Genomic DNA, 21,944 nt, shown 5'->3' with positions numbered 1-21,944 from the left:
GGAACTACTCCATGCAAACTGCTGAACAATTGCATCTTCCTGGTACCGACTCGGCCACACGAACCTTAAGCGTCCAATTGAGCCCAGAATTTTCGACATAACAGACGCAAGCTTGGCTCTGGTGGGATTCTCCTGCTGTTGAAAGCGCACAGAATTTTTTTTGCCCCAAATCCAAATCTTGGTTTTTTGGATTGTCTTTCTGCGCAACGAGAGAAAACTGTGAGATTTCCGGCTTCCAAATGGGCCCTACTTCTCCTTGTTCTCCTTGCTCTCCCTGAATACCTTGGACACCTTGGTCCCCTTTAAAACCTCCATCATCTTTCATCTTAGAGAATAAAGCCTCACGAATATCGTCATCGTTGACAACGGCGCGTGCAACGACGGGGATTTGAGTTGTCTGAACGCCGACTTTGACGAGGCCGAATGCAACTTGACCGAAAAAAATGATCAACGCGGTAGCGACTGATGCAACTACTGTAGTAATAACCCTATCTCGATTCATAGAACTTCTCCAATTTGTTGGCCGGTAAATTGATTTTCTAAACTTCCATGATCTTATCAATTTATCTACGAAAATGCACTCTTGACCATCCAGTTGCTAGCTGAGGAACGTTACACTACGCTGGAACTTGTGAGTACCAACCGATTTGACCACCGTTAAATGGGTGCAGACGCCAACCGAGCCAGCCACTAACCTCACGCACGGCTCGGGGGTAGGTACGAAAGCACGCCCAGTCGGGTTGGTCGGGCGCGTACTTGATGCCTTGCACCAAGCATTGTGTATCAGGTGAGGAACACCTCTTCACCCCGTAGGCCGGGCTTCAGCCCGGCACCCGAAACGCCCTTGCCTAACCCGTTGATCCCGTTCACAGTTACCCTCAACCCGTCATCCATGAACGATATTTGAGGCTCCGGGCGTCCAAGACCCAATTTGACCACGAACAGATTTTCGAACGGGAGGACGACATGAAAACACTAACACTTGGGCTGGCCTTTGGCCTGCTTGCGTCGCAGGCCGCCGCGCAGCAGGTGCTCAGCACTGCGTCTCCGATCCCGGATGGGGCCGAGACCCGGTTTTGCTATTACGAAGGCATGGCCTATTCGATGGACTCGTTCATCGTCATCAGCGGCGACAATACCGTCACACCCACGGTCAACACACGTGAGGAACGGTTGCTGCGCTGCGTCCGCAGCGAGGCCGGGCCGATGCATTGGAAGCCGCAAAGCACGTTTCAGGTCAGCAAGTAACGCCTGTCAAACGGCCAGTCCGATCAGGGCGACCCCACCCGCCATCAGGACGGCTGCGCCGAGGCGACGAATCCAGTTGCCCTCGTGCAGGAAGATGAACCCGATCAGGGCGGCGAAGATGACGGATGTTTCGCGCAGGGCCGAGACCGCGCCCAGCGGGGCGAAGTTCTTGGCGTAAAGCACCAGACCATAGGCCGTCATAGAGACCAGCCCGCCAAGGATACCGATCATCCAGACCTTGGCGGGCAGTGCCGCCAGCGTGTCCCGCTTTCGCACCCCTACGAACCCCGCGATGAACAGGTGCAGGAACGCGCCCCAGGTCCAGTAGCTGAGCGTATTGCCCGACAGCCGCACGCCGATCCCGTCGACCACCGAATAGATCGAGATACAGAACCCTGTGCCCAGCGCAAAGCCCAGCGCGCTGCGCCCGACGCCGGAGCGCAGGGCGCTCCAACTGCTGAGTTGGATGCCGAGCGCGATCAGGGCGATCCCAGCCCAGGCTTGCAGGGGCAGAACCTCGCCCACCAGCAGCATGGCCCAGAGCGAGACCAGAGCGGGCACGATGCCGCGGGCGATTGGGTAGACGACGCTGAGGTCGCCGTGCTGATAGGCTTTGCCCAGCATGAAGTAATAGCCGAAATGCACGACGGTCGAGAGGGCGATGTAGATGAAGCTCTCGGCGCTCGGCAGCGGCAGCAGCAGGATCATCACCGAGGCCGGAATGACGTGCCCAAACGCCACAAGGCCCAACGTCGTGGTACGGTCAGCGGCGGTTTTTACGATGGCGTTCCAAACCGCGTGCAGCAAAGCCGCCGTGAGAATGATGAGGATGACAAACAGTGTCACGCTTGTGCCTTCCGCGCTGAGTATTGGCCCTGATTGGGTCAATCGCGGAGTTTGCACAGCGTTTGGGCGATCTCAATACGGGATGTGTGGCCTAACCCAGCTTTTCCTGCAGCCAATTGGCGATTTGTGCGGCTGGACGCTCCCACCCCGGCTCCATAAACAGGAAATGCGCGTGGTTTTCGACCGGCAGGAAAGTCGCGCGGTCTCCATACAGTTTCGCCAGCGCCCGGCAGGTGTTGGGGTTCACAGCCCGATCCTCGGTGCCGGAAACGATCAGTACCGGGCAGTCGACCTTGTCGATATCGACCTTCATGGCGTGGTGGTCATCGAACATCCAAAAGAACATCTCGAACATCACCCGCCCGCTTTCGGGGCCGAGTTGGTCGAACACCGCGTGCTGCTGAGCCTCGGGCATCTTGTTGAGCGCGAAGGGGGCCATCAGGTCGAACTCGACCCGCATGGGCTGTTTCCAAAACGCCCCGCCCTCCATCAATGCGCGCGGGACGGCGCGTTCGTCGTCGGTTTCGGGCAGCGTGCCCCAGGCGGCGTTTGGGTTGATCAGGACAATCGCACTGGCCAAGCCGCGCGCGGCCACCTGCTGCGCCACGACGCCCGCGATCGCGTGGCCCAGAAGGACGGGTTTGCTGTCCAATCCCTGAACGAACTCGGCAATGTCACCGGCATAGTCCGTGACACTGGTATCGGTCAGACCCGGGTCCGGTTCAGCCTTCGGGTCACCGCCGTGATAGCGCAGCGCCGGGGTGTGGACGGTCCAGCCGCGATCACGGAAAAAACCTGCGTAATCTTCCATACACCATGGGCCCGCAAACGCGCCGTGGATCAGAACGATGTCTTTGGTCATGAAAATCTCCCACCTCAGCGCGTCCAGTATGAGCATCCTGTAAAACGAAACAACTGCGCGTGATCGCTGTTGCGTGAGGGGGCGGACCACTTAAACTCAGCCCCATGACATTTGTGACCGAAAACCAGTTGCCACTGCTCATCCTGTTCTTTCTGATCGGATCGGTCGGAACAGGCTTTCTGTTCCGCAAGCCAGCAGGGCACCGGGCTTGGAAACTGGCTGATCTGGTCTGGGTCGTATTGGGCGGCATCGGGGCTTTGGTGGCGGTTCTGGCGGGGCTTTACACGGCCGACAGCTCTCGGCTGGACCGACAGATTGATGTGGCATTTGCGGCCTCATCAGCCTTTGACCGCGACGCTGCGCGGTTCCGGTTGCGGTTCTGCGATCCGGCCTATGACCCGGATACAGGCGTTCTGTGCGAGAAGGTCGAGTTTCTGTCGGCCTCAACCGCCAGCAACGCAGATCTGCCCCTGTTCATCGAAGTCACGAACGAGGTCGCCCCGCTGCAAGGGCTGCATTTCCTGTTCGGCCGGGACGACAAGGACGAGATGGAGCAGATGGCCGCCAAGGCCGATGCGTTCGATATCGACCAGTTTCTGGTCTTCACCTCGATGGATGACGAAACACAAACCGCCATCGACAACATGCGCCGCAAGGTGCCCGCGATTGCCGGAGACTATCTGATCCTGGCCCAAAGCTATGACGACCTGATCCAGCAGGTCAGCAAGCTGAAAGACGAATGGGAATATCTGCAGGCCAACGCGCATATTCTGGTCTTGCAGATCGTCGCCTTGTGTCTGGTCAGTTTCGCAGCACCTTTCCGATTGGGGAAATCCATTGTCGAGCTGCGGACAACCCTTATCGCCGATACGACTGAGCCAGCTGTTCCGGATCGGCCCCAAGAAGATACCGTGTCAGAGTCCACAGATTCCGAGCACCCCGCCGCAGCCAGCCCGCCCGCTCATAGCGTTCCGCACTTGTAACGGCCCGCGGGTCAAGCAACGTGATCCGCGGCAAGGCACGGGCAAGGGCGACATCCTCCATCAACTGCTGATCTTTGTATTCCCCCGCGCGGATATAAAGATCGCGCGGGACAAGCAGACCCTGATCGCCATAGGGCAAACTGAACAGACGGCTGCGCAGATTGGCCCAACCGGCGACCCATCGCGGAGCGATCCCCTTGGCCCGAAACGCCAGCCGAAACGCCGCCGGGGTTTTGGACGCCAAATGATCTGCCACGGGTTTTGCCCATCCCGGTTCCAACACAGTATCGGCATGCAAAACCAACACCCAGTCACCTTTTGTCAGCGCGCATCCTCGCCTGAGCTGCCCCCCGCGCGAGGCGGGTCCTTCGACAACCTCGGCCCCGGCTTCCTCGGCTATATTCAAGGTCTGGTCGGTGGATCCGCCATCGCTGATGATCAGTTCGCGGATCAGACCGGTGTGCAGCCCCTCCATCAGAGCCTGAAGGCAGGCGGGCAACGCGGTTTCAGCGTTCAGCGTGGGGATCACGATGCTGATCGGGGCAGGCACGGCGGATAACCTCTGGTCTTGGCAGCGGAACTTCCTATATCACGAGGCCAAGGCAAATGACGAGGACCCTGCCATGCCCAATCGCCGCATCCTGCGCCTGACCGGCTCGGACACCGAGAGCTTTTTGCAGGACCTCATCACCAACGATATCGGCGGGTTGGACACGGGGCTGGTCTACGCGGCGTTGCTGACCCCTCAGGGCAAGTATCTGGCCGACTTCTTCCTGAAGCGTGACGGCGATGCTGTGCTGCTGGACGTGGCCGAGGACATGGCGGATGGGCTGGCCAAGCGGCTGGGCATGTACAAGCTGCGGGCGGACGTGACGATCGCGCCTTCGGGCCTGAACCTGCAACGCGGCACTGGGCCCGCACCGGACGGTGCCCTGCCCGATCCGCGCCATGACGATATGGGCTGGCGCGCATATTCTGACAGCCCCGAAAGCGATGACGGTACCGATTGGGACGCCATCCGTGTGCGCCACTGTATCCCCGAAAGCGGGGTGGAACTGACACCAGACAGCTACATTCTGGAATCCGGGTTCGAGGCTCTGAACGGCGTGGATTTCAAAAAGGGCTGTTATGTCGGTCAGGAAGTCACCGCCCGCATGAAACACAAAACCGAGCTGCGCAAAGGGCTGCGTCGCGTCCGGATCACCGGCACCGCGCCCGCCGGGACTGAGATCACGGCCAACGGCAAACCGGTCGGAACCCTGTTCACCCAATCCGGCGATCACGCCATTGCCTATCTGCGCTTTGATCGCGCAAGCGGGCCGATGTTAGCAACAGACGCTGCCGTCACTCTGGCGGACTAATCCGGCGCTGTTGCCGATCCGTTACGCTTGGGTTGCTATGCACACCCTGCCGGTTTGACGTAACCATCCCCACTGTCACAGTACGGGCAACGGAACCACCCGGATGCCCGTATGCTACAGCTTTACCTTGCGATTTGGCGCGCCAGTGCCGGACGGCAGATCATCCTGATCGTGCTGTCCTTGGCCGTTGCGGCGCTGGCCGCCGTACCCCTTGAGTTTCAGCGCGACATCATCAACCACCTGACCTCGGACGATGTTGGAACCGAGCGGCTGATCCTGCTGGGTCTGGGTATGATGGGTGTCATCCTGCTGAGTCTCGGGCTGAAATGGGTTCTGGGCTACCGCGCGGGCACTCTGGGCGAAGACCTCATTCGCATGATCCGACAACGGCTGCTTTGGCGTTCGACCGATTTGAACGAATCCGGTGAAACAGTCCGCAAGGGCGCGATGAGCACGGCCATCTCGGCCGAGGCCGAAGAGTTGGGCAAATTCGCAGGTGGCGCGTTCTCGGACCCTGTGGTGCAGATCGGCACATTGATCAGCGTGATCGGCTATATCTCGTCCACCCAGCCGGGGCTTGGGATGATCGCGTTTTCGATGATTGTGCCGCAGATCATCATCGTCTTGCTGTCGCAGCGCAAAGTGAATGTCTTCGTCGCCCGCCGCGTACAAATTCTGCGCAGTGCCACCGACAGCCTGACGGTCGAAGACCTTGAGGCCGTCGAAAATGACATCGATGCAATGTTCGACGATATCTACGAAACCCGGCGAAGGATGTTCCTGTGGAAACTGTCCGCCAAATTCCTGCTGAGCGTCATCAACGGCGCGGGCACGGTCGGGGTGCTGATGCTGGGCGGCTGGCTGGTTCTGCAGGGCAGAACCGATGTGGGCACCGTGGTCGCCGCCGTCAGCGGGCTGGGACGCATCCAGGGGCCGACGGCCTTTCTGATCGCCTTTTACCGGCAGGTCAGCGCCAACCGCATCAAATACGAGTTGATGCTGGAGCTTTTCGGCCCGGACCCGACCCGCTATCGGCGGATGCACAGAAAATAGAAAACCGCGCGGGCGGGTGCCAGCGCGGTCTCTTGGTCCACGAACGCAGCGTTACGCGCGTTCGGAATATTCCATGGATTCGGTGTTCACAATGATCATCTCATCCTGCCCGATGAAAGGCGGCACCATGACCTTGACACCATTGTCCAGAATCGCCGGTTTGAACGAGTTCGCAGCGGTCTGACCTTTGACCACCGGCTCGGTCTCGACGATCTTGCAGGTCACTTTTTGCGGCAGCGTCGCGTTCAGCGCTTCGCTTTCGTAGAATTCGACCACGATGGTCATGCCGTCCTGCAGAAACGGGCGGCGTTCGCCCAGCAGGTCAGCGGGCAGTTCGATCTGCTCATAGGTCTCGGCATCCATGAACACCAGCATGCCGTCGGACTCGTACAGGAACTGCTGATCCTTCTGCTCCAGACGCACACGTTCGACCTTGTCCGCCGAGCGGAACCGTTCGTTCAGCTTCGATCCGTTGCGCAGGTTGCGCAGCTCGACCTGGGCAAAAGCGCCGCCTTTACCGGGCTTTACGTGATCCACTTTTACAGCCGCCCACAGCCCGTCGTTATGCTCAAGCACGTTGCCGGGGCGAATTTCGTTCCCATTTATCTTGGGCATGACATAAATCCTTCACAAACGGTTGATGCGTCAGTTGCGGTCCCTATATCTGGCAGGACCAACCCTGACAAGACAACGAGACCTGATGCTGCACTTGCAGCAAGCCATGCACATGACGCAACGCAACTATGCATTTTAGGTGTATCCGAATCGCACCTAATAGGTCATAAGGACCGTCACGCCGAAAATGCAAGAGCAAGAACAACAAGGAAGACGAGATGAGAGATTTCGTTGACGGCACTGCCTTTAACAACGAGCAAGGCAATCGTGCACGCAAACTTTTCGCGGCCGTCGTGTTGGCTGCACTTGATGACGCTATCGCCGATGACAAGAAATACGGCAATGGCCCCGAACAGATTGCCCGCTGGGCACGCTCGCGCGATGGGCGCGAGGTGCTGTCCTGCGCCGGTATCGACCCGAATGAACGGGTTGTCAGCGGACTGATGGAGTTCGTTGGCCGTGGCGTGCGGACCTCGGTCGCGCTGTCGCGTGAAGAAAGCGAGCGTCGCAATGCCGCTCAGCAGGCCAAAGCTGCCTAGACACCGGGCGACTTCCCTTTGAAAAAGCGCGCTCCGTCAACAGGGGCGCGCTTTTCTGTTGCGGGGTCAGAAAAACAGCAGCCACTGGCGCAGCACCCAGACCTCGGCCATCAGCAGCAGGGCAAAGAACAGCTTTGCCGTGATGGACAAGCCGCGCCTCCACAAGGTCACATAAGCCAACAGGCAGATCATGGCGGATACAGGAGCCACCCACAGCGCATGATGGGCACTGTCCCAATAGCTGACCGGGCTGTGAAAGACCCAATCGCTGATCGGCCAGAACTGAGGCCGCCCGTCGCCCGCGTGCAGGAAAAAATCCATCACCAGATGCAGCAGTCCTGCGGAAGCGGCCACCGTCAGAAACGACCAGTCCCGCCACATCCCCAACGCCAAAGCCAACCCCCACAGAATGAATGAGTTGTCGATGGCAAAGACCGTTTGCCAGGCGGGCGAGAAGTAAAGTTCGTCAAACACGACCTGTGGCGGGATGCCGAGGATATACAGCGACGTCCCCGCCATCAGATACAAGGACAGATCCGGCAGCAGTGATCCCAGCACCGCCGCCCACAGGATGCGTCCCCGTGCGGGCCGCGCAAAGGCGGCAGCACTGATCAAAAGATGCGCTGGCGTGTTCATCCGGGGCTTTCCCTTTGGCCTTAAATCAGGTCATCTGCGCGACAAGGTATAGGAGACGACCATGGTTCGCGCCATCATGATTCAGGGCACCGGCAGCAATGTCGGAAAATCGGTATTGGTAGCCGGACTGGCGCGCGCTTATACGCGACGCGGGTTGCGGGTGGCCCCGTTCAAACCTCAGAACATGTCAAACAATGCCGCCGTGACCGAAAACGGGGGCGAAATCGGGCGCGCTCAGGCCCTGCAAGCGTGGGCTGCGAACCGTCCGACGCATACCGATATGAACCCGATCCTGTTGAAACCTGAAACCGACACCGGCGCGCAGATCATCGTTCAGGGCCAGCGCGCAGGCACGATGAAGGCCGGGGATTACCGCAAGGACAAATCCAAACTGCTGGGGGCCGCGCTGGAAAGCTTCGACAGGCTGTGCAGCGACGCCGATCTGGTGCTGATCGAAGGCGCGGGCAGCCCGGCGGAAACCAACCTGCGCAAAGGCGACATTGCCAATATGGGCTTTGCCTGCGCTGCCGGTGTGCCGGTGGTGCTGGTCGGTGACATTCACCGGGGCGGCGTGATTGCGCAGATCGTTGGTACTCAGGCCGTGCTGGACCCCGGCGATCTTGAGATGATCAAGGGCTTTGCCGTGAACCGGTTCAAGGGCGACGTGTCCCTGTTTGATGAGGGCCGCGACGACATAGCCGCGCGCACAGGTTGGCCCTGTCTGGGCGTGGTGCCGTGGTTTCACGATGCGTGGAAGCTGCCCGCCGAGGATATGATGGACATCCGCTCACACACCGGCGGGGCGTGCAAGGTCGTTGTGCCTCAGCTTGAGCGCATGGCCAATTTCGACGATCTGGACCCGCTTTCCGCCGAACCCGGTGTGAGCGTCGAGGTCATCCCCGCAGGCCGCCCCCTGCCCGGCGATGCCGACCTTGTGCTGCTGCCGGGCAGCAAATCCACCATTGGCGATCTGAACTATTTCCGGGCGCAAGGCTGGGATATTGACCTTCTCGCCCATGTACGCCGCGGCGGGCATGTTCTGGGCTTGTGCGGCGGCTATCAGATGTTGGGCAAAACGATTTCGGACCCCGACGGGGTGGACGGTCGGCCGGGCAAGGTTGAAGGGCTGGGCCTGCTGGATGTGGATACTGTCATGGCCGGTAAAAAGCATGTCACGCTGACCCAAGCGTGCGCCCTGCCCAACCGCGAACCGGTCAGCGGGTATGAGATTCATATGGGCGAAACGGAAGGCCCGGATTGTGCGCGGGCCTGGCTAGAGGTTGAGGGCCGCCCCGAAGGCGCCGCCAGCGCCAATGGGCGCATTCTGGGCAGCTATCTGCACGGCATATTTTCGTCCGACGCGTTTCGGGCGCAGTTTCTGGCAAAACTGGGTGTGAAATCCGAAACATCCTATGAGGATGGTGTCGAGCAAACGCTGGATGATCTGGCCGATCACCTTGAGCAGAACATGAACCTGGATTTACTGTTGGACCTTGCGCAGCCGCCGCAGCGGGGCTGAGCGGCTATTCCAGCTCCTGCGCTGCCAGCGCCCGGTGAATCTCACGCCGGACCATCTTGCGCACATTGCGGGTGATCCGTTCGCCCAGCACGCCCTGAAGCTCTTGCCGGACAACTTCGGCAATCATGTCGCGCAGCGCGTCTTCGTCGATTGCCACGTCGCGCGTGGGCACAGCGTCTTCAGCCACAGGCATGACTTCGGGCGAACGAATGAAGGTGGCTGGTTGCGGTTCTTCCTGCTCGGGCTCGACCGCTGCAGCCGCGTCCTCAACGTCTGTTGCCTGCTCTACAGGCACATCCTCTGGCTCGGGCTCTTCGAACCCTGAATCCGTGGTCCAGGCGAGGCCCTGAGTCGGTGTCCCCGAATAGGCATCGTCACTGTCGCCATCGGGTTCCCACTGATCCTCGGTCCGGGCGATCGCAGCCTCCAGCGCTTCGATCTTCGCGCTCAGGCTGGTTGCGGGGTCTTCGGTGGCCTCAGGCTCTGGCGTGGCCTCTTCCTGACGCGGAGTGTCACTGTTGGCCGCCGCATCGGCCTTCACGATGTCACAGGCGCGCAGCAGCATTGGTTTCGCCGATTCCTCGGCGCTGTATTTCGGTTCCAGCTTTAGCGGGGGCTGTTCAACCTGAGCGGGTTTTGAGATTCGCAACGCCTCGGTCAGCACCAGACGCCCGGGCTTGCGCGCGCCCGAGGACGGGGCTTTGCGCCCCTCTTCGCTGACCAGACGTTTGACCGAAGACAAAACGTCTTCGATCCCGGCTTTTACGACATTGTCCGTCATTTTGCTCTACCGCTCTTTCCTCAGGCCCGAGTGTAGCCAATCCTGTCAGAGCGAACAACAGATAGTATTGCCCGTCAGTCCCGACGCAACGCTTTGAGGACGCGATCCAGGTCTTTGCTCTGTTTGCTGACCTGTGCAGGGGCTTTCTTGACCAGATTATAATACAGCGTCGGGTCATAGATCTGCACCGCCAGACCCAGACGTTCCGCCGTCAACAGGCCCTGAGCCTGCAACAGCTGATAGGCAGCGCGCGAACGCTCGGTGCGCGAGGCGACCTCGTTCAGCTGCGCATCCAGCAAATCCTGCTGCGCGTTCAGAACGTCCAGCGTGGTCCGTGCGCCCAGGGTTGCCTCTTCGCGAATCCCGTCAAAGGCGACCTGCGAGGCGCGTACCTGCTCGGTCGATGCCCGCAGGCTGGCCGAAGCGGCCTGAAAGTTTGCATAGGCTTCGGACACGCCCTGCGTGATGTCCTTTTGCACGTTCAGAAGGTTCGCGCGCGACGCATCGCGGGTGGCCATCGCCCGGCGCACCGATGCCGCCAGACGTCCGCCGGCATAGATCGGCTGGTTGAAGTTCAGCGAGACACTCGCATTTTCGGTGTCATCGTCATTGTCATAGCTTTCCGTAATGCCCGCATCCGCATTCAGCGTGACATTCGGTCCCAGATTCGCCCGCTGCTGCTGGACCTGCAAATCAAGCGCACGCACTTCGTGCTGGGCCGCAAGAATGGCCGGATGGTTGCGGCGCGCGAACGAGATCGCCTCGGACTCGGACCGGGGCAGTGACGGAAGGCTGGGCTGACCAGCGGTCGCCCCCGGTAGTTTGCCGACGGCATTTACATATTCCGCCTGCGCCGTGCTCAGGTTACCACGTGCAACCGCCAGATCGGCCTGGGAACTGGCCAGCTGTGCCTCAGACAGGGCGACGTCGGTACGGGTGACTTCGCCCACTTCGAAACGGTCCCGCGAGGCCCGAAGTTCCTCGGCCGACACATCGACGTCATTCACCTGAATCTGCACGGTTTCCTCCTGCAGAACGACGTTGAGATAAGCGTTTGCTGCGCGGAACAGAATGGCCTGCTCGACATCGATCAGGCTTTGGCGCGTGGACAACACGATTTCCTGCGCGGATTGCTTACCGAGAATCGAGAACCCGCCATCATAGATCAACTGGGCCAGCGTGAGGCCGGTAAAGAATGCCGAAGGCTCGTTCCGGACCACTATACCGCTGGTCGTTGTCCGCGTGTAATCCTGCGAAACGCGCACTGTCCAGTTGATGATCGGACGCAGCGCGGACACCGCAATGGCAACATCTTCATCAGCGGCACGCAACAGCGCGCGGTTCTGTTCAAGAAGACCGCTGGTGTTATACGCCCCGATAAAGGCATCGGTCAGGTTGTCCGCCCATGCCAGGCGTACAGGCATAACGCTAAGGGCAAGACCAGCGGTCACCGCCAAGGCCCTGACCAGCTTACCAGTTGCCGTTCCACGCATCACCAAATCCTCTCAAATCAAAATTACACTGCCCTACGGGAAGTTTGCGTTGCCGTTTTCAACTAATCAAGGTGGCAGAAAAAACCACCGCCCGACTATAGCGAAAATGCACACTCGACTGAAAAACTGTCCAGTGTCGGCGCACTGGCGTTGAACGCGTCGCGCCAACTGACCCGGTCACCCGCCTTGCGCCCGATCCGAACGACGCCCAGACCATCCTGCACAAACAGACAGGCGATGCGCCCGTTGTCTTTCAACTGACCCAGCAGAGCGTCCGGCACCTGCTGCACGCCGCCCTGTATCATGATCACGTCGTAAGGCCCGTGTTCCTCGGCCCCTTGCTCCAGCGGGCCCACATGCACCACGGCATTGTCTGCATCTGCCTCGGTCAGGGCATCCTGCGCTTCTGCGGCCAGCGCCTCATCGCTTTCAACAGCAACCACCAGTTCAGCCATGCGCGCGGCAACGGCGGTGGAATACCCCAGCCCCGGCGCGATATCCAGAACCGCCTCATCTTTGCAAATATTCACAGCGTCCAGCATCTTGGCCAGAGTCCGAGGCTCCAGCATGCTGCGCCCGTCCCCCAGATCGATTATGCCTTCAACATAGGCGGCCTCGCGCTGCGCATCCGGCACAAAATTTTCACGCGGGACGGTCAGCATGGCATCGATGATCGGGAATTTCGTGACATCAGAGGGCCGAATCTGCGTATCGACCATAGTGCGGCGTCGGGTTGCGAAATCTGTCATTTGATCTCTCGTCTGAATTCCCACGTTTTTTTGGCTTTTGCCACATCCCGCAGCAACCGGCAACGGCCCTGTTGCCACAGCCCGGCCCGTGCGACAGGTTTGTGATCCGGCCCAGATCAGCATTTCCCGCCTCAGGCGCCAAAATTACACGCAATCCTCTGGACGCCCCATAAGAAAGCTGCTAAAACGCCTGTCACACCACGGCAAGTATTTGATTTTACTTGAAAAGGCGAGTTGGCGGAGTGGTGACGCAGCGGATTGCAAATCCGTGTACACCGGTTCGATTCCGGTACTCGCCTCCACTACTTTTCAATGGGTTAGAAGCATTGGCAATTTCTGCCGAAGTGCATTTTACAATCCATTTTACAATTCCGTTCACGCTTTGCTCTCCTTGGCCTCACTTAGAAGCGTCAAAACGTCATCAGTTTCACCCGGCGAAACTTGCGCGTAACGCTCAATCATTGCCGCAGCAGTGCGCAGAGACCACCCCATGCATCCGGCGATCTGAGAGAGAGATAGACCCGCCCGCAAAAGCCTCGTGGCTGCCGTACCACGGGCGTCGTAGAGCCGCAGGTCATAGCCTAAGCTTTGTGGTGTTAGCCCTGCCTTGTCGCGCCACTGACGTACGCCCTCAGACGCCCGATGCTCGGTCAACGGCTTGCCGCTCGCGTTGGTCAGGATAAGCAGTCGATCATCAGGTGTTGCGTCAATCACTTGGGCCATAGCTTGACTGACCGGCACAAACGCAGATTTGCCACGCTTGTTGGTTTTGATGCGAATCCGACGACCGCCCGGCGTTGGCTCAACGTGGGCGCGCGACAGCCTTATCAGATCGCCGGGGCGCATGCCTGTTTCACAGGCGGTCACCAAAATACGCACCACCCATTCCGGCGCTAGCTTTTTGACAGCCTCAACGTGTTCTGGAGCCCAAACAACATCGGATCTGTCGGACCGGTACACTTTTTTGAAACTGCAATGGTGCTCGGCGAGCTTTCCAGCATCCCGCGCCCAATTCAGAATTCTGGTTACCACGGTTCCGGCATAGTCATACTGTTTCGGTGAGTGAGCCCATTGCGCGCGCCATTCATTCACCTCGGCACGCGATGCGGCCTCCACAAACATAGCCACCGGGTCTTTCTTGAATTCAGTTGAGAACCGAAGCGCCCATTTCTTGTAATCAGCTTGCGTTCGCGGCTTGAGCGCCTGAAATTCGGCAGACTGCAGGTACGCTTCAACTAAAGCCTCAGTCATGTTCCGATCAACCTTGGGCGCAGCGGCGGCCATCGCAGCGGTGTAAGCTGCAAAGAACTCGGCATTTTTCGGAAAAGGCCGGGGGTCTTTCCAAAAACCAGTTCCCTTGCGACCACGAAGCGAGAAATAGTAACAGACAGAGCCATCGGCGAGCTTGGCTCGCACGCGATGGACCTCCGGGGGCAAGTTACCGCGCGGCACGGCGAGCCCTCCTTGCTGCGACCAAGCTATCGTTCTCGCTGCTATCAGAAGAATGAAGCCCTTGAGCTTCATCAAGACGGCGGCGAACCAAAGCAGGATCAAAATAGCCTCGCCGCCCCGGAACAGGCGTTATGCGCATCGAAGCGCACCAGTCACGAAAGGCAGCGTTCGTGCCCGAGTACCCCAGGCGGTGTGCAAGGTCATCCGATGTGACCAGTTCAATACCGAAGCTGCCGAGGTTATCCATTGTCGGCCTCAGTGAAAAAAACGGCGGCGAAGCTGAGACCGAGAGACGCTGCAATCTGACCGCAAATATCGGAAAGGTTTAGCACGATCCGAGGCACGGCCCCGCGCCCCTCAACTGCCCCGATCACGGCGCCGGGAACACTATCTCCCTTATTCAGATCAAACATTGAGTCAGCGCCTGATACAATCGCCAACCGGCTTTGCTGGCGTTCTGCCCCCTCATTCGCAAAGATCAAATATGTCTCACCAACGGCGAACAACTTACCCGGCGCCCGAATGTGCGCTGATCTGGGTTGGATTTGATTGGGGTTAGGTTGCTGGCCATAGTAGGCGAACTGCGCTCCCGCCCAATACGCTTCGCGAACGTCGACTCCGCAGTCGATCAGTGCGAACGCTATGGCCCCTTGCACGACTGTCTCGAGCGAAAGCTGCCGTAGCCTCCCGCGCCCCGGTCCTCTTGATGCAACGGATTTCACCCCTTCCGGCACGAACACTTTGTTCATGTCGAAGTGGTTTTGCCAGCGACGAGACGTATTCCCCATCGCAATCAGTGCCTTATCGGCAGGAAAATATAGCCCCTCGGACGACATGGGAAACGCTACCTCCACGCAAATTAAATTACAACAGGCATGGTGAATTTATTACCATAGGTAGAGTCATGTTGCGCGAAATGGCGGTTTTGTACGGTGAGGAGCACGGACGCAACAAGAGGAGATAGATGGAAACGATAGAAGCTTAAGGCACGAAACATAAATGCAAGATACTATTTTATTACATCTTTTCAGCAGCCATTCATATGAGCGCACTGCGATTTTGGCTAAACGTTGATCTTTCCTATGGAGCCCCACTGCGCTACCCATAAGCTGTTTCCAGCTACCAAACTCGGTGACGCGAACACAGTTTCGCTCGATGGTTTGAACTAAGGTCATGACAAAAAAAATTTGAAGGCAACGAATGTACCTAAAAAACGCATTGATACTCGAAAGTGGACCATTAAAGGACCTTGAACTCGAATTTGAGTTCACAAACGATGGGTTACCCAAGCCAACCCTAATCGTAGGGAAAAATGGGTCGGGCAAGTCAAATTTTCTATCTTACATAACAGATGCGCTTGTTGAGACTGCAGCCAAAAAGTTCTCAGACGTAGCTCCCAATCGTCTTGCTGGTGGACATGTTTGGCATCGACTTGTTGGCGGCCTCACCATTCGCTCTGGCAGCGAATATGAAGCGGCTTTCCTAAACTTTTCCGACAACAACTACTCATTTGTGTATGCAAGTAAGGGCGGAAAACTTGACAAAGGGCAGATACAAAATCGCCTTAATGCCTTCCCCGGAGTTCCTGACTGGCCAGTTGAAGGCTCGCACAAGTCGGTGACAGGCCCAGATTACCGCATTGAACCTATGTTTCGGAACGACTGCTACGTCAGCTTCCAGTCGAACCGAGGTGAAAAACCTTACTGGTCAACAGTTGAGGATACCCCAGAAGAAGCGATTTTCGAGAACCGCCTCCAGAACTTATTGAGAAAACCAATCACCGTTCATTCTTGGAATAGCGACATTAAGCCGTGGCTAGTTGATCTGCTTCTTGATTACTTGATTGACGTAGGCTCGCTTGTCCAAAACCCACAGGGGTTACAACAAGCCGTTGTTGCAGCAGCCCAAAACATCACGCCGTTGCACAACGTAAACACCCTACTACAGCATATCTTGGATGTGCCGGCTGCCCGACTAATCCGATCAGGTAGAGGCGGCGGAACTAGGAAATTGAGCGTACTGGACGGTCAACAACCCTTGCTCCCAAGCTTGGATTCGTTTTCGTCGGGACAGTCAATGCTGTTCGGAATATTCTGCACTATACTTCGCTACGGCGACGCCGCAGGCGTGCCGAAACACACCCAACAAATTGAAGGTATCGTTGTTGTCGACGAAATCGACGCGCATCTGCACGCGGATCTGCTGCACGACAAGCTGCCGAAGCTGATGCAACTGTTTCCCAAAGTGCAGTTCATAGTTACCACGCACGCGCCACTGCTGCCTCTTGGCATGGAAGAAGTTTTTGGCGTCGATGGATTTTCACTCGTAGAGTTACCGACCGGAAATAAAATCTCACCCGAACGCTTTAGCGAATTTCAAGCTTCGTTTCAGTATATGAAAGACACGAAGTCCTTTGACGAGGAAGTCACGAGAAAGGCGTCTGAGCTAGAGCGACCATTGGTACTTTGCGAAGGTCATACAGACCCCAAGTATTTCCGAACAGCCGCCCAGCTCTTGGGTTTCGAAAGGATCGCAGAAAACGTCGACTTCGACTGGATAGGTGTAATGTCTGGCGGCCAAGCTAAGGACGGCGGCGAAGGGCAGTTGAAGCAGGCCCGCAAAACGCTGCAAAACAATCCGCAATTTCTAAAGGCCCACACCATCTTACTGTTTGATTGCGATGTACAGAACGTTCCTCAATTGGACGATGGGTTGCTTCATGTGCGGGTGCTTGACCAGAACGAAGAAAACCAACGTTGCAACAAAGGCATCGAAAACTTGCTGCCAGCGGATGCTCTAGAAGATGAGTTTTTTGCGACAACCACTCATCAAAATGGTGCAACTGTAGTTCAGACAACGACTCTCGATAAGAACAGCCTCTGTGACCATCTTTGCGATCAAAAACGCGACCCAGCCGATTTTGAGAGTTTTCGAACGGCTCTGGAAGTCATTGAAGCTACCTTGTTTCCAACGTCCGACGAAGACGCAGAAGCCGTCGAAGACTAAGGTAGAAAGCACTGGCGTAACGGGAACCGATCAAAGGGGCCGATAGTGGACGCAGACGCGATTGGTTAGGTTGTCCTCTGGGCGCGCGTTCGCGCACGATCACGCGCGCGCTGTGCGTCCTTTATCTTCTCCAACTCCTCTTCGATGCAGATATAGGCTGGCAAAAATTCGTCACCGTGAAGTGCAACGAGTTGAGCTGCTCCCGCCAACGCACGGCTGAATAGCTGAAAGTCCGAATCGATATTTTGTGAAATCAAAGCTTCATTCCTATTTTCGTGAACATGACTGCTGGCGATGTACACAACTTGAAGCGCCGAAAAACTCAATCAACATCAAATGTAATACGGAAATTGATCCCATTGAGCTTACGAACGAATGTCGGATAGGTCATTCCAGCCAAACGTGCCGCCTCAGCTTTGTTGCCATTGGCCTTATTTAACGCTGCGCAGATGTACTCGGTTTCAAGCTGTCTGATCGCTACACTGAGCGGCACCCCATCGTTGATTGCTTGTATGCCCATATTGCCCATTTTTTCTGTTGCCAGTGCTTCGCAACTCATTCCCTTGCCCCATCTTGAATTCAGGTGATGCGCGCCAACATCCGGCGCGCATCTGGTTAATTTTGCGTTAAGGTGTCACGATATCTGTGATGGCGGCGAACGCCTCAGCGTGTCGAACCGAGATATCCCATTCGGAATGAGCCACAATTCGGACGTTACCCTTTGCTGCCTCGGTCATCTCGTCAGTGATGATGTCAATACCACCCCACTGCCCGATCAAAAGTTCCTTCCAAGAACCATAGATGAGCGCGGACAAGCCGGTCCCTGACCCTTTCGAAATGCTCGCGGGCACATTGTTGGTAAATGCCGCCGTGGTGCCCGCAATGTTGAGGCCATTTTCCCCAGCTGTGAGGATGGCAGTATCGCCACCGGCGAACTTTGGCGTGCTCAACATCGCCGACTTGACCTTGTGGTTCGACAAGAACCCCGGAAAATCCATTGGCACATTGGTGGTATCGACAGCGGCCATGAGTTCCGTAACCTTGGCCCAAGAGATTTCTTCGCCGTCAGCGCCCATGGCAACAGCGCCGATTCCCGGCGTTTGTAGAATGCCTTGCGGCTGAACAGCCGAGCCCGGCCCGTCAATCGCGGTAGCATCGACCGCGACGGCAATTTGCTGCAAAAGATCATTTCGCAGTATCGCATCAAGCCCGGGCACAGATTGCTTCAATTGGCGCCGGGAAATTCGCACATTTGCACTCAGTTGGCGCAATGACAACGTTACATCACCAAACCCCGGAGTGCTTTCATTTGCTTCCGCATCTTCGGCAATCCACTGTGCGGTCGTTCCCGCATTCATCTTTGGAATTGACAAGTCTTGATTGAGCATCGGCAGTACGGTTGCGCCCAATGCAATCACTTGGGTTTGAGGGCGCAATGCGTCGATAAAGGCTTCACCAGCATGTTCTGTGCCGATCATGGATGCGGCGTTGGAAGTTGTCAGCAAATCACGCTTGGCCAAAGCGACCGGTGGCACATACAGGCCGTTTGGTGCTTTACCGGTGATGTGGCGCATTTCTTGTGAGCACTCACGCTCAAAACCAGCATCGGACCAGTCCTTGGTCATCTGGGCATTGATCGCTCGGGTCAAAGAGTAGCTTTGTTCACCAGACCGATGAACTGCGGCGTAGGTCACATTGGAGGTGTTGCGTTCTTGATCGTGACTTTGCCTGTCGCCGATATAGGTGAGTGCGATCTGCCGGAACATCTCACGCGAGGTACCTTTTTGGATCGCATCCGATACCATTGAGGGCTCAAGATCGAGTTGCACACCAATCGCATTGATTTCGGTTACGCGCTTGCGTTCTTCTGCGACCGCTTTTTGTGCCTCACCAGACCGCGTTTCCATTTCCGTATTCATTCGGGTGTCCTTTTTTAAGGGGAGCGCCACCTCCGTGTCTGCGCGACCGTATCCAACGGAAGGATCAGCAGGGATGGCGACAAACGAGATTTCCTTGGGCGTCCATTTGGTCACACGCATGACGCGGTAACCGTCTTTCTCGCCTTCTTCTTTTGCTTCGGCGATGGCGTAGCCAACGCTGACGCAGGTTACGTCTCCGGCCTGCACAAGGCCGAGAACGGTGTTGGCTTCTGGGGTGTCGGAAAAGCGCACCAAAGCATGCCCTTTGCCCGCGCCCAGCCATGCCCGTTCAATCACACCAATCTTGGAGTCCAGAACGGGCATGTGGTCTTTCAAAAGGGGAGCGGCGCCCGAATTCAGGCGGGTCAAATCCACCTCATTAGTGCCGTGCCCCAAAACTTCCCAAAATCCCTCGCCTGTGTCTGGGTTATGGCGCAGGTATGGGGTTTCGGAAGAGAACGAGATTTTCAATCTGCGTTCGTCTTTCCCATTTGGTTGGATTTCTATGTCAAAAGATGAACGTTTCAGCGTCTTATCCTCAACTCTGTAGAGCATTAAAAATACTCCACTTTTTTGATTGTTGCGCCGATTTGAGCGAGCGTTCGGTCCGAAACTGAGAATTTTTGGTGCGGTACTCTTCCCGCGCCCGAGAACTGGTCAAGGTTACGTGCAGCCACCACAAACGTCTCTGGTTGCGCGTCTGCATGACCGACCCAGAATTCGGGCCGGATGCAAGCCGACTGAACTTGATGCCAACTACCAATCGCGGAAAACAACAACCACAACCCAAAGTGCTGGCCACCAGAAAATGAAAAAATTCACGAGGCACATGCGCTCGAATTACCCATGAAAGATCACTCGCCAAAGAACCTATGCGGGCTTGGGCTTGGGCTGGTGAGCGTGGTGGTGGAGGTGAGTGCGTCTCAATGTTTTTAGTTTTTTTGGTATATATAAATTTTCTCACGCATAATAGGGCTATCACCACCCTCACCCCCTCCACCACATCCTTTATTTTCAAATAGTTAGAGGGGTATATAGTGGTGAGTTTGTGGTGACTGTGGTGACTTTTGAATACCGAAATGGTGTTTTTTGCCCCATTCCTTCTCTGCCGGACTACGGCAGAGGCCGCATTAGTCTCCTGTCCTCGAGTAATCGGGGTGATTTTTTTGCACCCCACATCACCCGGGGCGCGGGACAGCAAGCGCAGGAATGGATGAACCGATGGCCCCCGGCGATGAGGTGAATGAACAAGGCTTGATAGTGGACTGACGCCATGAAAAGCATTTCGGCGCTTTCTATAGAGACCCCCGCGCAATGACTGCCCGCTGCGCCCTATTGAGGCTGGCCAGAGACTGGCCATGTGCTGATGGCCAATCATGCGAATTTGTTTTGAAGCGCCGCAGCTTGGCGGCTCGAGAAAACCAATAAAACCCTTTTACGCGCTGCTGCTAAACCATTGATCTTTCGTGGGCGGAAAGAGGCGTATTTTACAAATTTATGTAATAAAAACAGTATCCTAATGTGGATTGCAAATCCGTGTACACCGGTTCGATTCCGGTACTCGCCTCCAATAAAATCAATGACTTGCGTCATTCCCCTTCTCCTTCACTGCCATTTTTGAAACAAGCGTTGAAACTTTCACGTTTCGGTCTTGCTTCGTTCCATTTGATTTCTTGCCTCTTGGGCGCGCTTCGCCAGCTCTCTTTGCCGGATCGGCCCGCCATATTTTTTCAGCATCTCAACGCCTGAATGACCGGTGACAGCTTTGACCATCTCGTCATCGCATCCAGCCAGATAAAGCTCGATCGTTGCGTTTTTTCTGAGCCCGTGCGTTTTGTAGTAGCTCGCCTTCTCGTGCTTCATCTTCTTTTTGATGGCACGCATTTCCTCGGCGACTATACGGTAGCTCACTGGTCGACCCTTCGCGTCGGTCACAACAGTGCCGTCTGTTCGCGCAATTCCGTCGAGATGGGCCTTCAGCCGGTCGGTAAGCGGGATCCACAGCGGCTTGTCGGTTTTACCCTGAGTGAAATCGAACCCTGCGTCGGAAAAGTGTGCCCACTTCATTTTCACTACATCGCCGATACGCTGGCCTGTACCAACGCAAAGCTCATAGACCAGCCGCGCCCGCTTTGAAGCCAGCACTTCGAACTCTTCACGAACATCATCTGGCCAAGGTTCCCAGCCATCACTCTGCTGTTTGAAGAGCGGAATGCCCTTCGCCGGATTGCCGTGCTCTTTCTTGATGAAGCCGATCAACCGGGCGTGATTCATCAAGACGACCATGACCTGGACAAGATAGTTGGCTTGCCGCCAGTGATCCGCATTTGCCCGGTGCAGTTCATAAATGTGGTGGGTTTCGATCCTAGCCGGGTCTTTGTCGGCCCAGATCTCACGAATGTGGCTGATATAGCGCCGATAGTCGGATCTCGTACGGGGCTTCAGCTTCTTGTAGGCGTCGCTCTCGTAGTAGCTAAGAATCAACGCCTCAAAATTGCGTTTCACCGGCGCTGGCGCTGGTTTTCCCTTCAGCAGGCGATTGTAATGATCCCAAAATTCCGGCGTGCCCGCTTCCTCGTGCATCATGACCGAGATACCGCGTGAACGCCGCATGAACCGTAGGTAGCCCCTGTCATTATAGACGTATTTTGGCAGGCTCTTTCGGGTCATTCGCCCATTCTCAAGTCACTATTGAGAAAGTCGTCGGCTGCCTCTGGCGCGACCATGTTGGCATCGACGATGACGCTGCCGTCAGGCTTAATCTCGAACTTCGCGCGCTGCCAGCCTGCCTCCCGCGCCTCACGGATGAAGGCCGAGGCTGCCTGCTTCGCCTTTGTCTGTGCACTAGCTTTGGTCATCTTATCGACACCTCTCTCACCTCG

At 56.8% G+C, this 21,944-nt stretch carries 21 protein-coding genes, 2 tRNA genes and 1 pseudogene; 9 read left to right on the top strand and 15 right to left on the bottom strand.

Going from position 1 to position 21,944, the window contains the following annotated elements; translation table 11 throughout:
- Positions 1 to 4: 4 nt before the first annotated feature.
- Entirely contained in the window at positions 5 to 502 is a 498-nt protein-coding gene (locus tag ACR0MO_RS00790; protein ID WP_170628453.1) for a hypothetical protein, read from the bottom strand.
- A gap of 464 nt (positions 503 to 966) precedes the next feature.
- Between ACR0MO_RS00790 and ACR0MO_RS00785 the strand changes: the two genes are divergently transcribed.
- Entirely contained in the window at positions 967 to 1,248 is a 282-nt protein-coding gene (locus tag ACR0MO_RS00785) for a hypothetical protein (RefSeq protein ID WP_480889287.1), read from the top strand.
- A gap of 6 nt (positions 1,249 to 1,254) precedes the next feature.
- On the opposite strand, the gene ACR0MO_RS00780 is transcribed toward ACR0MO_RS00785, so the two are convergent.
- Positions 1,255 to 2,094, bottom strand: a complete 840-nt coding sequence (locus ACR0MO_RS00780) for an EamA family transporter (protein ID WP_480889285.1) — start codon at positions 2,092 to 2,094, stop codon at positions 1,255 to 1,257.
- A gap of 91 nt (positions 2,095 to 2,185) precedes the next feature.
- Positions 2,186 to 2,956, bottom strand: a complete 771-nt coding sequence (locus ACR0MO_RS00775; RefSeq protein ID WP_480580551.1) for an alpha/beta hydrolase — start codon at positions 2,954 to 2,956, stop codon at positions 2,186 to 2,188.
- 104 nt (positions 2,957 to 3,060) lie between these two features.
- On the opposite strand from ACR0MO_RS00775, the pseudogene ACR0MO_RS00770 reads away from it, so the two are divergent.
- Positions 3,061 to 3,807 (top strand): annotated as a pseudogene (locus ACR0MO_RS00770) (hypothetical protein); the annotation flags it as partial.
- A gap of 7 nt (positions 3,808 to 3,814) precedes the next feature.
- Here the strand turns inward: ACR0MO_RS00770 and ACR0MO_RS00765 are convergent.
- A complete protein-coding gene (locus ACR0MO_RS00765) occupies positions 3,815 to 4,489 on the bottom strand; it encodes a TIGR04283 family arsenosugar biosynthesis glycosyltransferase (protein ID WP_480889282.1) in 675 nt (224 codons plus the stop codon).
- A 73-nt stretch (positions 4,490 to 4,562) separates the two neighbouring features.
- Here ACR0MO_RS00765 and ygfZ point away from each other — a divergent pair, with 73 nt between their 5' ends.
- Together ygfZ and ACR0MO_RS00755 are read left to right on the top strand one after the other, a co-directional pair.
- Positions 4,563 to 5,300 (top strand): CAF17-like 4Fe-4S cluster assembly/insertion protein YgfZ, encoded by a 738-nt coding sequence (ygfZ, locus tag ACR0MO_RS00760; RefSeq protein WP_480890868.1) that lies wholly within the window; start codon positions 4,563 to 4,565, stop codon positions 5,298 to 5,300.
- Between the two features lie 111 nt (positions 5,301 to 5,411).
- Entirely contained in the window at positions 5,412 to 6,353 is a 942-nt protein-coding gene (locus tag ACR0MO_RS00755; RefSeq protein WP_480889279.1) for an ABC transporter transmembrane domain-containing protein, read from the top strand.
- 51 nt (positions 6,354 to 6,404) lie between these two features.
- Here ACR0MO_RS00755 and efp read toward each other — a convergent pair whose 3' ends face one another.
- On the bottom strand, positions 6,405 to 6,968 hold the full coding sequence (gene efp, locus ACR0MO_RS00750; protein WP_170449576.1) for an elongation factor P: 564 nt from the start codon (positions 6,966 to 6,968) through the stop codon (positions 6,405 to 6,407).
- A gap of 218 nt (positions 6,969 to 7,186) precedes the next feature.
- On the opposite strand from efp, the gene ACR0MO_RS00745 reads away from it, so the two are divergent.
- Positions 7,187 to 7,507, top strand: coding sequence for a DUF6280 family protein (locus ACR0MO_RS00745; RefSeq protein ID WP_480889277.1), 321 nt, complete (start codon positions 7,187 to 7,189; stop codon positions 7,505 to 7,507).
- 66 nt (positions 7,508 to 7,573) lie between these two features.
- Here ACR0MO_RS00745 and ACR0MO_RS00740 read toward each other — a convergent pair whose 3' ends face one another.
- The gene (locus tag ACR0MO_RS00740; protein ID WP_480889274.1) at positions 7,574 to 8,143 is read right to left on the bottom strand and encodes a cobalamin biosynthesis protein CobQ; all 570 of its coding nucleotides are present in this window, start codon (positions 8,141 to 8,143) and stop codon (positions 7,574 to 7,576) included.
- Between the two features lie 61 nt (positions 8,144 to 8,204).
- On the opposite strand from ACR0MO_RS00740, the gene ACR0MO_RS00735 reads away from it, so the two are divergent.
- Positions 8,205 to 9,662 carry a cobyric acid synthase gene (locus ACR0MO_RS00735; protein WP_480889272.1) on the top strand — a complete coding sequence of 486 codons (1,458 nt, stop codon included), beginning with the start codon at positions 8,205 to 8,207 and terminating at the stop codon, positions 9,660 to 9,662.
- Positions 9,663 to 9,666: 4 nt separating this feature from the next.
- On the opposite strand, the gene ACR0MO_RS00730 is transcribed toward ACR0MO_RS00735, so the two are convergent.
- From ACR0MO_RS00730 to ACR0MO_RS00720, 3 genes are all read right to left on the bottom strand, one after another.
- Complete coding sequence (locus ACR0MO_RS00730; RefSeq protein WP_480889270.1) at positions 9,667 to 10,443, bottom strand: hypothetical protein; 777 nt, start codon at positions 10,441 to 10,443, stop codon at positions 9,667 to 9,669.
- A gap of 74 nt (positions 10,444 to 10,517) precedes the next feature.
- The gene (locus ACR0MO_RS00725) at positions 10,518 to 11,936 is read right to left on the bottom strand and encodes a TolC family outer membrane protein (RefSeq protein WP_480889268.1); all 1,419 of its coding nucleotides are present in this window, start codon (positions 11,934 to 11,936) and stop codon (positions 10,518 to 10,520) included.
- Between the two features lie 95 nt (positions 11,937 to 12,031).
- A complete protein-coding gene (locus ACR0MO_RS00720) occupies positions 12,032 to 12,685 on the bottom strand; it encodes a protein-L-isoaspartate O-methyltransferase family protein (protein WP_170449561.1) in 654 nt (217 codons plus the stop codon).
- A 228-nt stretch (positions 12,686 to 12,913) separates the two neighbouring features.
- On the opposite strand from ACR0MO_RS00720, the gene ACR0MO_RS00715 reads away from it, so the two are divergent.
- A tRNA-Cys gene (locus ACR0MO_RS00715) sits at positions 12,914 to 12,987 on the top strand.
- A 73-nt stretch (positions 12,988 to 13,060) separates the two neighbouring features.
- On the opposite strand, the gene ACR0MO_RS00710 is transcribed toward ACR0MO_RS00715, so the two are convergent.
- Both ACR0MO_RS00710 and ACR0MO_RS00705 read right to left on the bottom strand, forming a co-directional pair.
- A complete protein-coding gene (locus tag ACR0MO_RS00710; protein ID WP_480889266.1) occupies positions 13,061 to 14,239 on the bottom strand; it encodes a tyrosine-type recombinase/integrase in 1,179 nt (392 codons plus the stop codon).
- Positions 14,240 to 14,376: 137 nt separating this feature from the next.
- Positions 14,377 to 14,973: a hypothetical protein gene (locus tag ACR0MO_RS00705; protein WP_480889264.1), complete on the bottom strand. Its 597-nt coding sequence runs from the start codon at positions 14,971 to 14,973 to the stop codon at positions 14,377 to 14,379.
- A gap of 364 nt (positions 14,974 to 15,337) precedes the next feature.
- Between ACR0MO_RS00705 and ACR0MO_RS00700 the strand changes: the two genes are divergently transcribed.
- Positions 15,338 to 17,143, top strand: a complete 1,806-nt coding sequence (locus tag ACR0MO_RS00700) for an AAA family ATPase (RefSeq protein WP_480889262.1) — start codon at positions 15,338 to 15,340, stop codon at positions 17,141 to 17,143.
- 322 nt (positions 17,144 to 17,465) lie between these two features.
- Here ACR0MO_RS00700 and ACR0MO_RS00695 read toward each other — a convergent pair whose 3' ends face one another.
- Together ACR0MO_RS00695 and ACR0MO_RS00690 are read right to left on the bottom strand one after the other, a co-directional pair.
- Positions 17,466 to 17,702, bottom strand: a complete 237-nt coding sequence (locus tag ACR0MO_RS00695) for a helix-turn-helix domain-containing protein (RefSeq protein ID WP_480889259.1) — start codon at positions 17,700 to 17,702, stop codon at positions 17,466 to 17,468.
- 67 nt (positions 17,703 to 17,769) lie between these two features.
- A complete protein-coding gene (locus ACR0MO_RS00690) occupies positions 17,770 to 19,617 on the bottom strand; it encodes a phage major capsid protein (protein ID WP_480889257.1) in 1,848 nt (615 codons plus the stop codon).
- Between the two features lie 914 nt (positions 19,618 to 20,531).
- On the opposite strand from ACR0MO_RS00690, the gene ACR0MO_RS00685 reads away from it, so the two are divergent.
- A tRNA-Ser gene (locus tag ACR0MO_RS00685) sits at positions 20,532 to 20,632 on the top strand.
- A gap of 68 nt (positions 20,633 to 20,700) precedes the next feature.
- Here the strand turns inward: ACR0MO_RS00685 and ACR0MO_RS00680 are convergent.
- Together ACR0MO_RS00680 and ACR0MO_RS00675 are read right to left on the bottom strand one after the other, a co-directional pair.
- Positions 20,701 to 21,732 (bottom strand): tyrosine-type recombinase/integrase, encoded by a 1,032-nt coding sequence (locus ACR0MO_RS00680; protein ID WP_170449559.1) that lies wholly within the window; start codon positions 21,730 to 21,732, stop codon positions 20,701 to 20,703.
- Entirely contained in the window at positions 21,729 to 21,920 is a 192-nt protein-coding gene (locus tag ACR0MO_RS00675; RefSeq protein WP_024096637.1) for a hypothetical protein, read from the bottom strand. The genes ACR0MO_RS00680 and ACR0MO_RS00675 overlap by 4 nt, the downstream gene beginning before the upstream one ends.
- Positions 21,921 to 21,944: the final 24 nt, after the last annotated feature.

The organism is Ruegeria sp. K5 (genome assembly GCF_056531805.1).
This window is presented reverse-complemented; position numbering and strand designations above follow the sequence as displayed.

What these genes read in the sequence shown, in the direction of transcription:
- ACR0MO_RS00790 (WP_170628453.1), bottom strand. Translation starts at nt 502, where the DNA reads ATGAATCGAGATAGGGTTATTACTACAGTAGTTGCATCAGTCGCTACC.
- ACR0MO_RS00785 (WP_480889287.1), top strand. Translation starts at nt 967, where the DNA reads ATGAAAACACTAACACTTGGGCTGGCCTTTGGCCTGCTTGCGTCGCAG.
- ACR0MO_RS00775 (WP_480580551.1), bottom strand. Translation starts at nt 2,956, where the DNA reads ATGACCAAAGACATCGTTCTGATCCACGGCGCGTTTGCGGGCCCATGG.
- ygfZ (WP_480890868.1), top strand. Translation starts at nt 4,563, where the DNA reads ATGCCCAATCGCCGCATCCTGCGCCTGACCGGCTCGGACACCGAGAGC.
- ACR0MO_RS00755 (WP_480889279.1), top strand. Translation starts at nt 5,412, where the DNA reads ATGCTACAGCTTTACCTTGCGATTTGGCGCGCCAGTGCCGGACGGCAG.
- efp (WP_170449576.1), bottom strand. Translation starts at nt 6,968, where the DNA reads ATGCCCAAGATAAATGGGAACGAAATTCGCCCCGGCAACGTGCTTGAG.
- ACR0MO_RS00745 (WP_480889277.1), top strand. Translation starts at nt 7,187, where the DNA reads ATGAGAGATTTCGTTGACGGCACTGCCTTTAACAACGAGCAAGGCAAT.
- ACR0MO_RS00740 (WP_480889274.1), bottom strand. Translation starts at nt 8,143, where the DNA reads ATGAACACGCCAGCGCATCTTTTGATCAGTGCTGCCGCCTTTGCGCGG.
- ACR0MO_RS00735 (WP_480889272.1), top strand. Translation starts at nt 8,205, where the DNA reads ATGGTTCGCGCCATCATGATTCAGGGCACCGGCAGCAATGTCGGAAAA.
- ACR0MO_RS00730 (WP_480889270.1), bottom strand. Translation starts at nt 10,443, where the DNA reads ATGACGGACAATGTCGTAAAAGCCGGGATCGAAGACGTTTTGTCTTCG.
- ACR0MO_RS00725 (WP_480889268.1), bottom strand. Translation starts at nt 11,936, where the DNA reads ATGCGTGGAACGGCAACTGGTAAGCTGGTCAGGGCCTTGGCGGTGACC.
- ACR0MO_RS00720 (WP_170449561.1), bottom strand. Translation starts at nt 12,685, where the DNA reads ATGACAGATTTCGCAACCCGACGCCGCACTATGGTCGATACGCAGATT.
- ACR0MO_RS00705 (WP_480889264.1), bottom strand. Translation starts at nt 14,973, where the DNA reads ATGTCGTCCGAGGGGCTATATTTTCCTGCCGATAAGGCACTGATTGCG.
- ACR0MO_RS00700 (WP_480889262.1), top strand. Translation starts at nt 15,338, where the DNA reads ATGTACCTAAAAAACGCATTGATACTCGAAAGTGGACCATTAAAGGAC.
- ACR0MO_RS00695 (WP_480889259.1), bottom strand. Translation starts at nt 17,702, where the DNA reads ATGAGTTGCGAAGCACTGGCAACAGAAAAAATGGGCAATATGGGCATA.
- ACR0MO_RS00690 (WP_480889257.1), bottom strand. Translation starts at nt 19,617, where the DNA reads ATGCTCTACAGAGTTGAGGATAAGACGCTGAAACGTTCATCTTTTGAC.
- ACR0MO_RS00680 (WP_170449559.1), bottom strand. Translation starts at nt 21,732, where the DNA reads ATGACCCGAAAGAGCCTGCCAAAATACGTCTATAATGACAGGGGCTAC.
- ACR0MO_RS00675 (WP_024096637.1), bottom strand. Translation starts at nt 21,920, where the DNA reads ATGACCAAAGCTAGTGCACAGACAAAGGCGAAGCAGGCAGCCTCGGCC.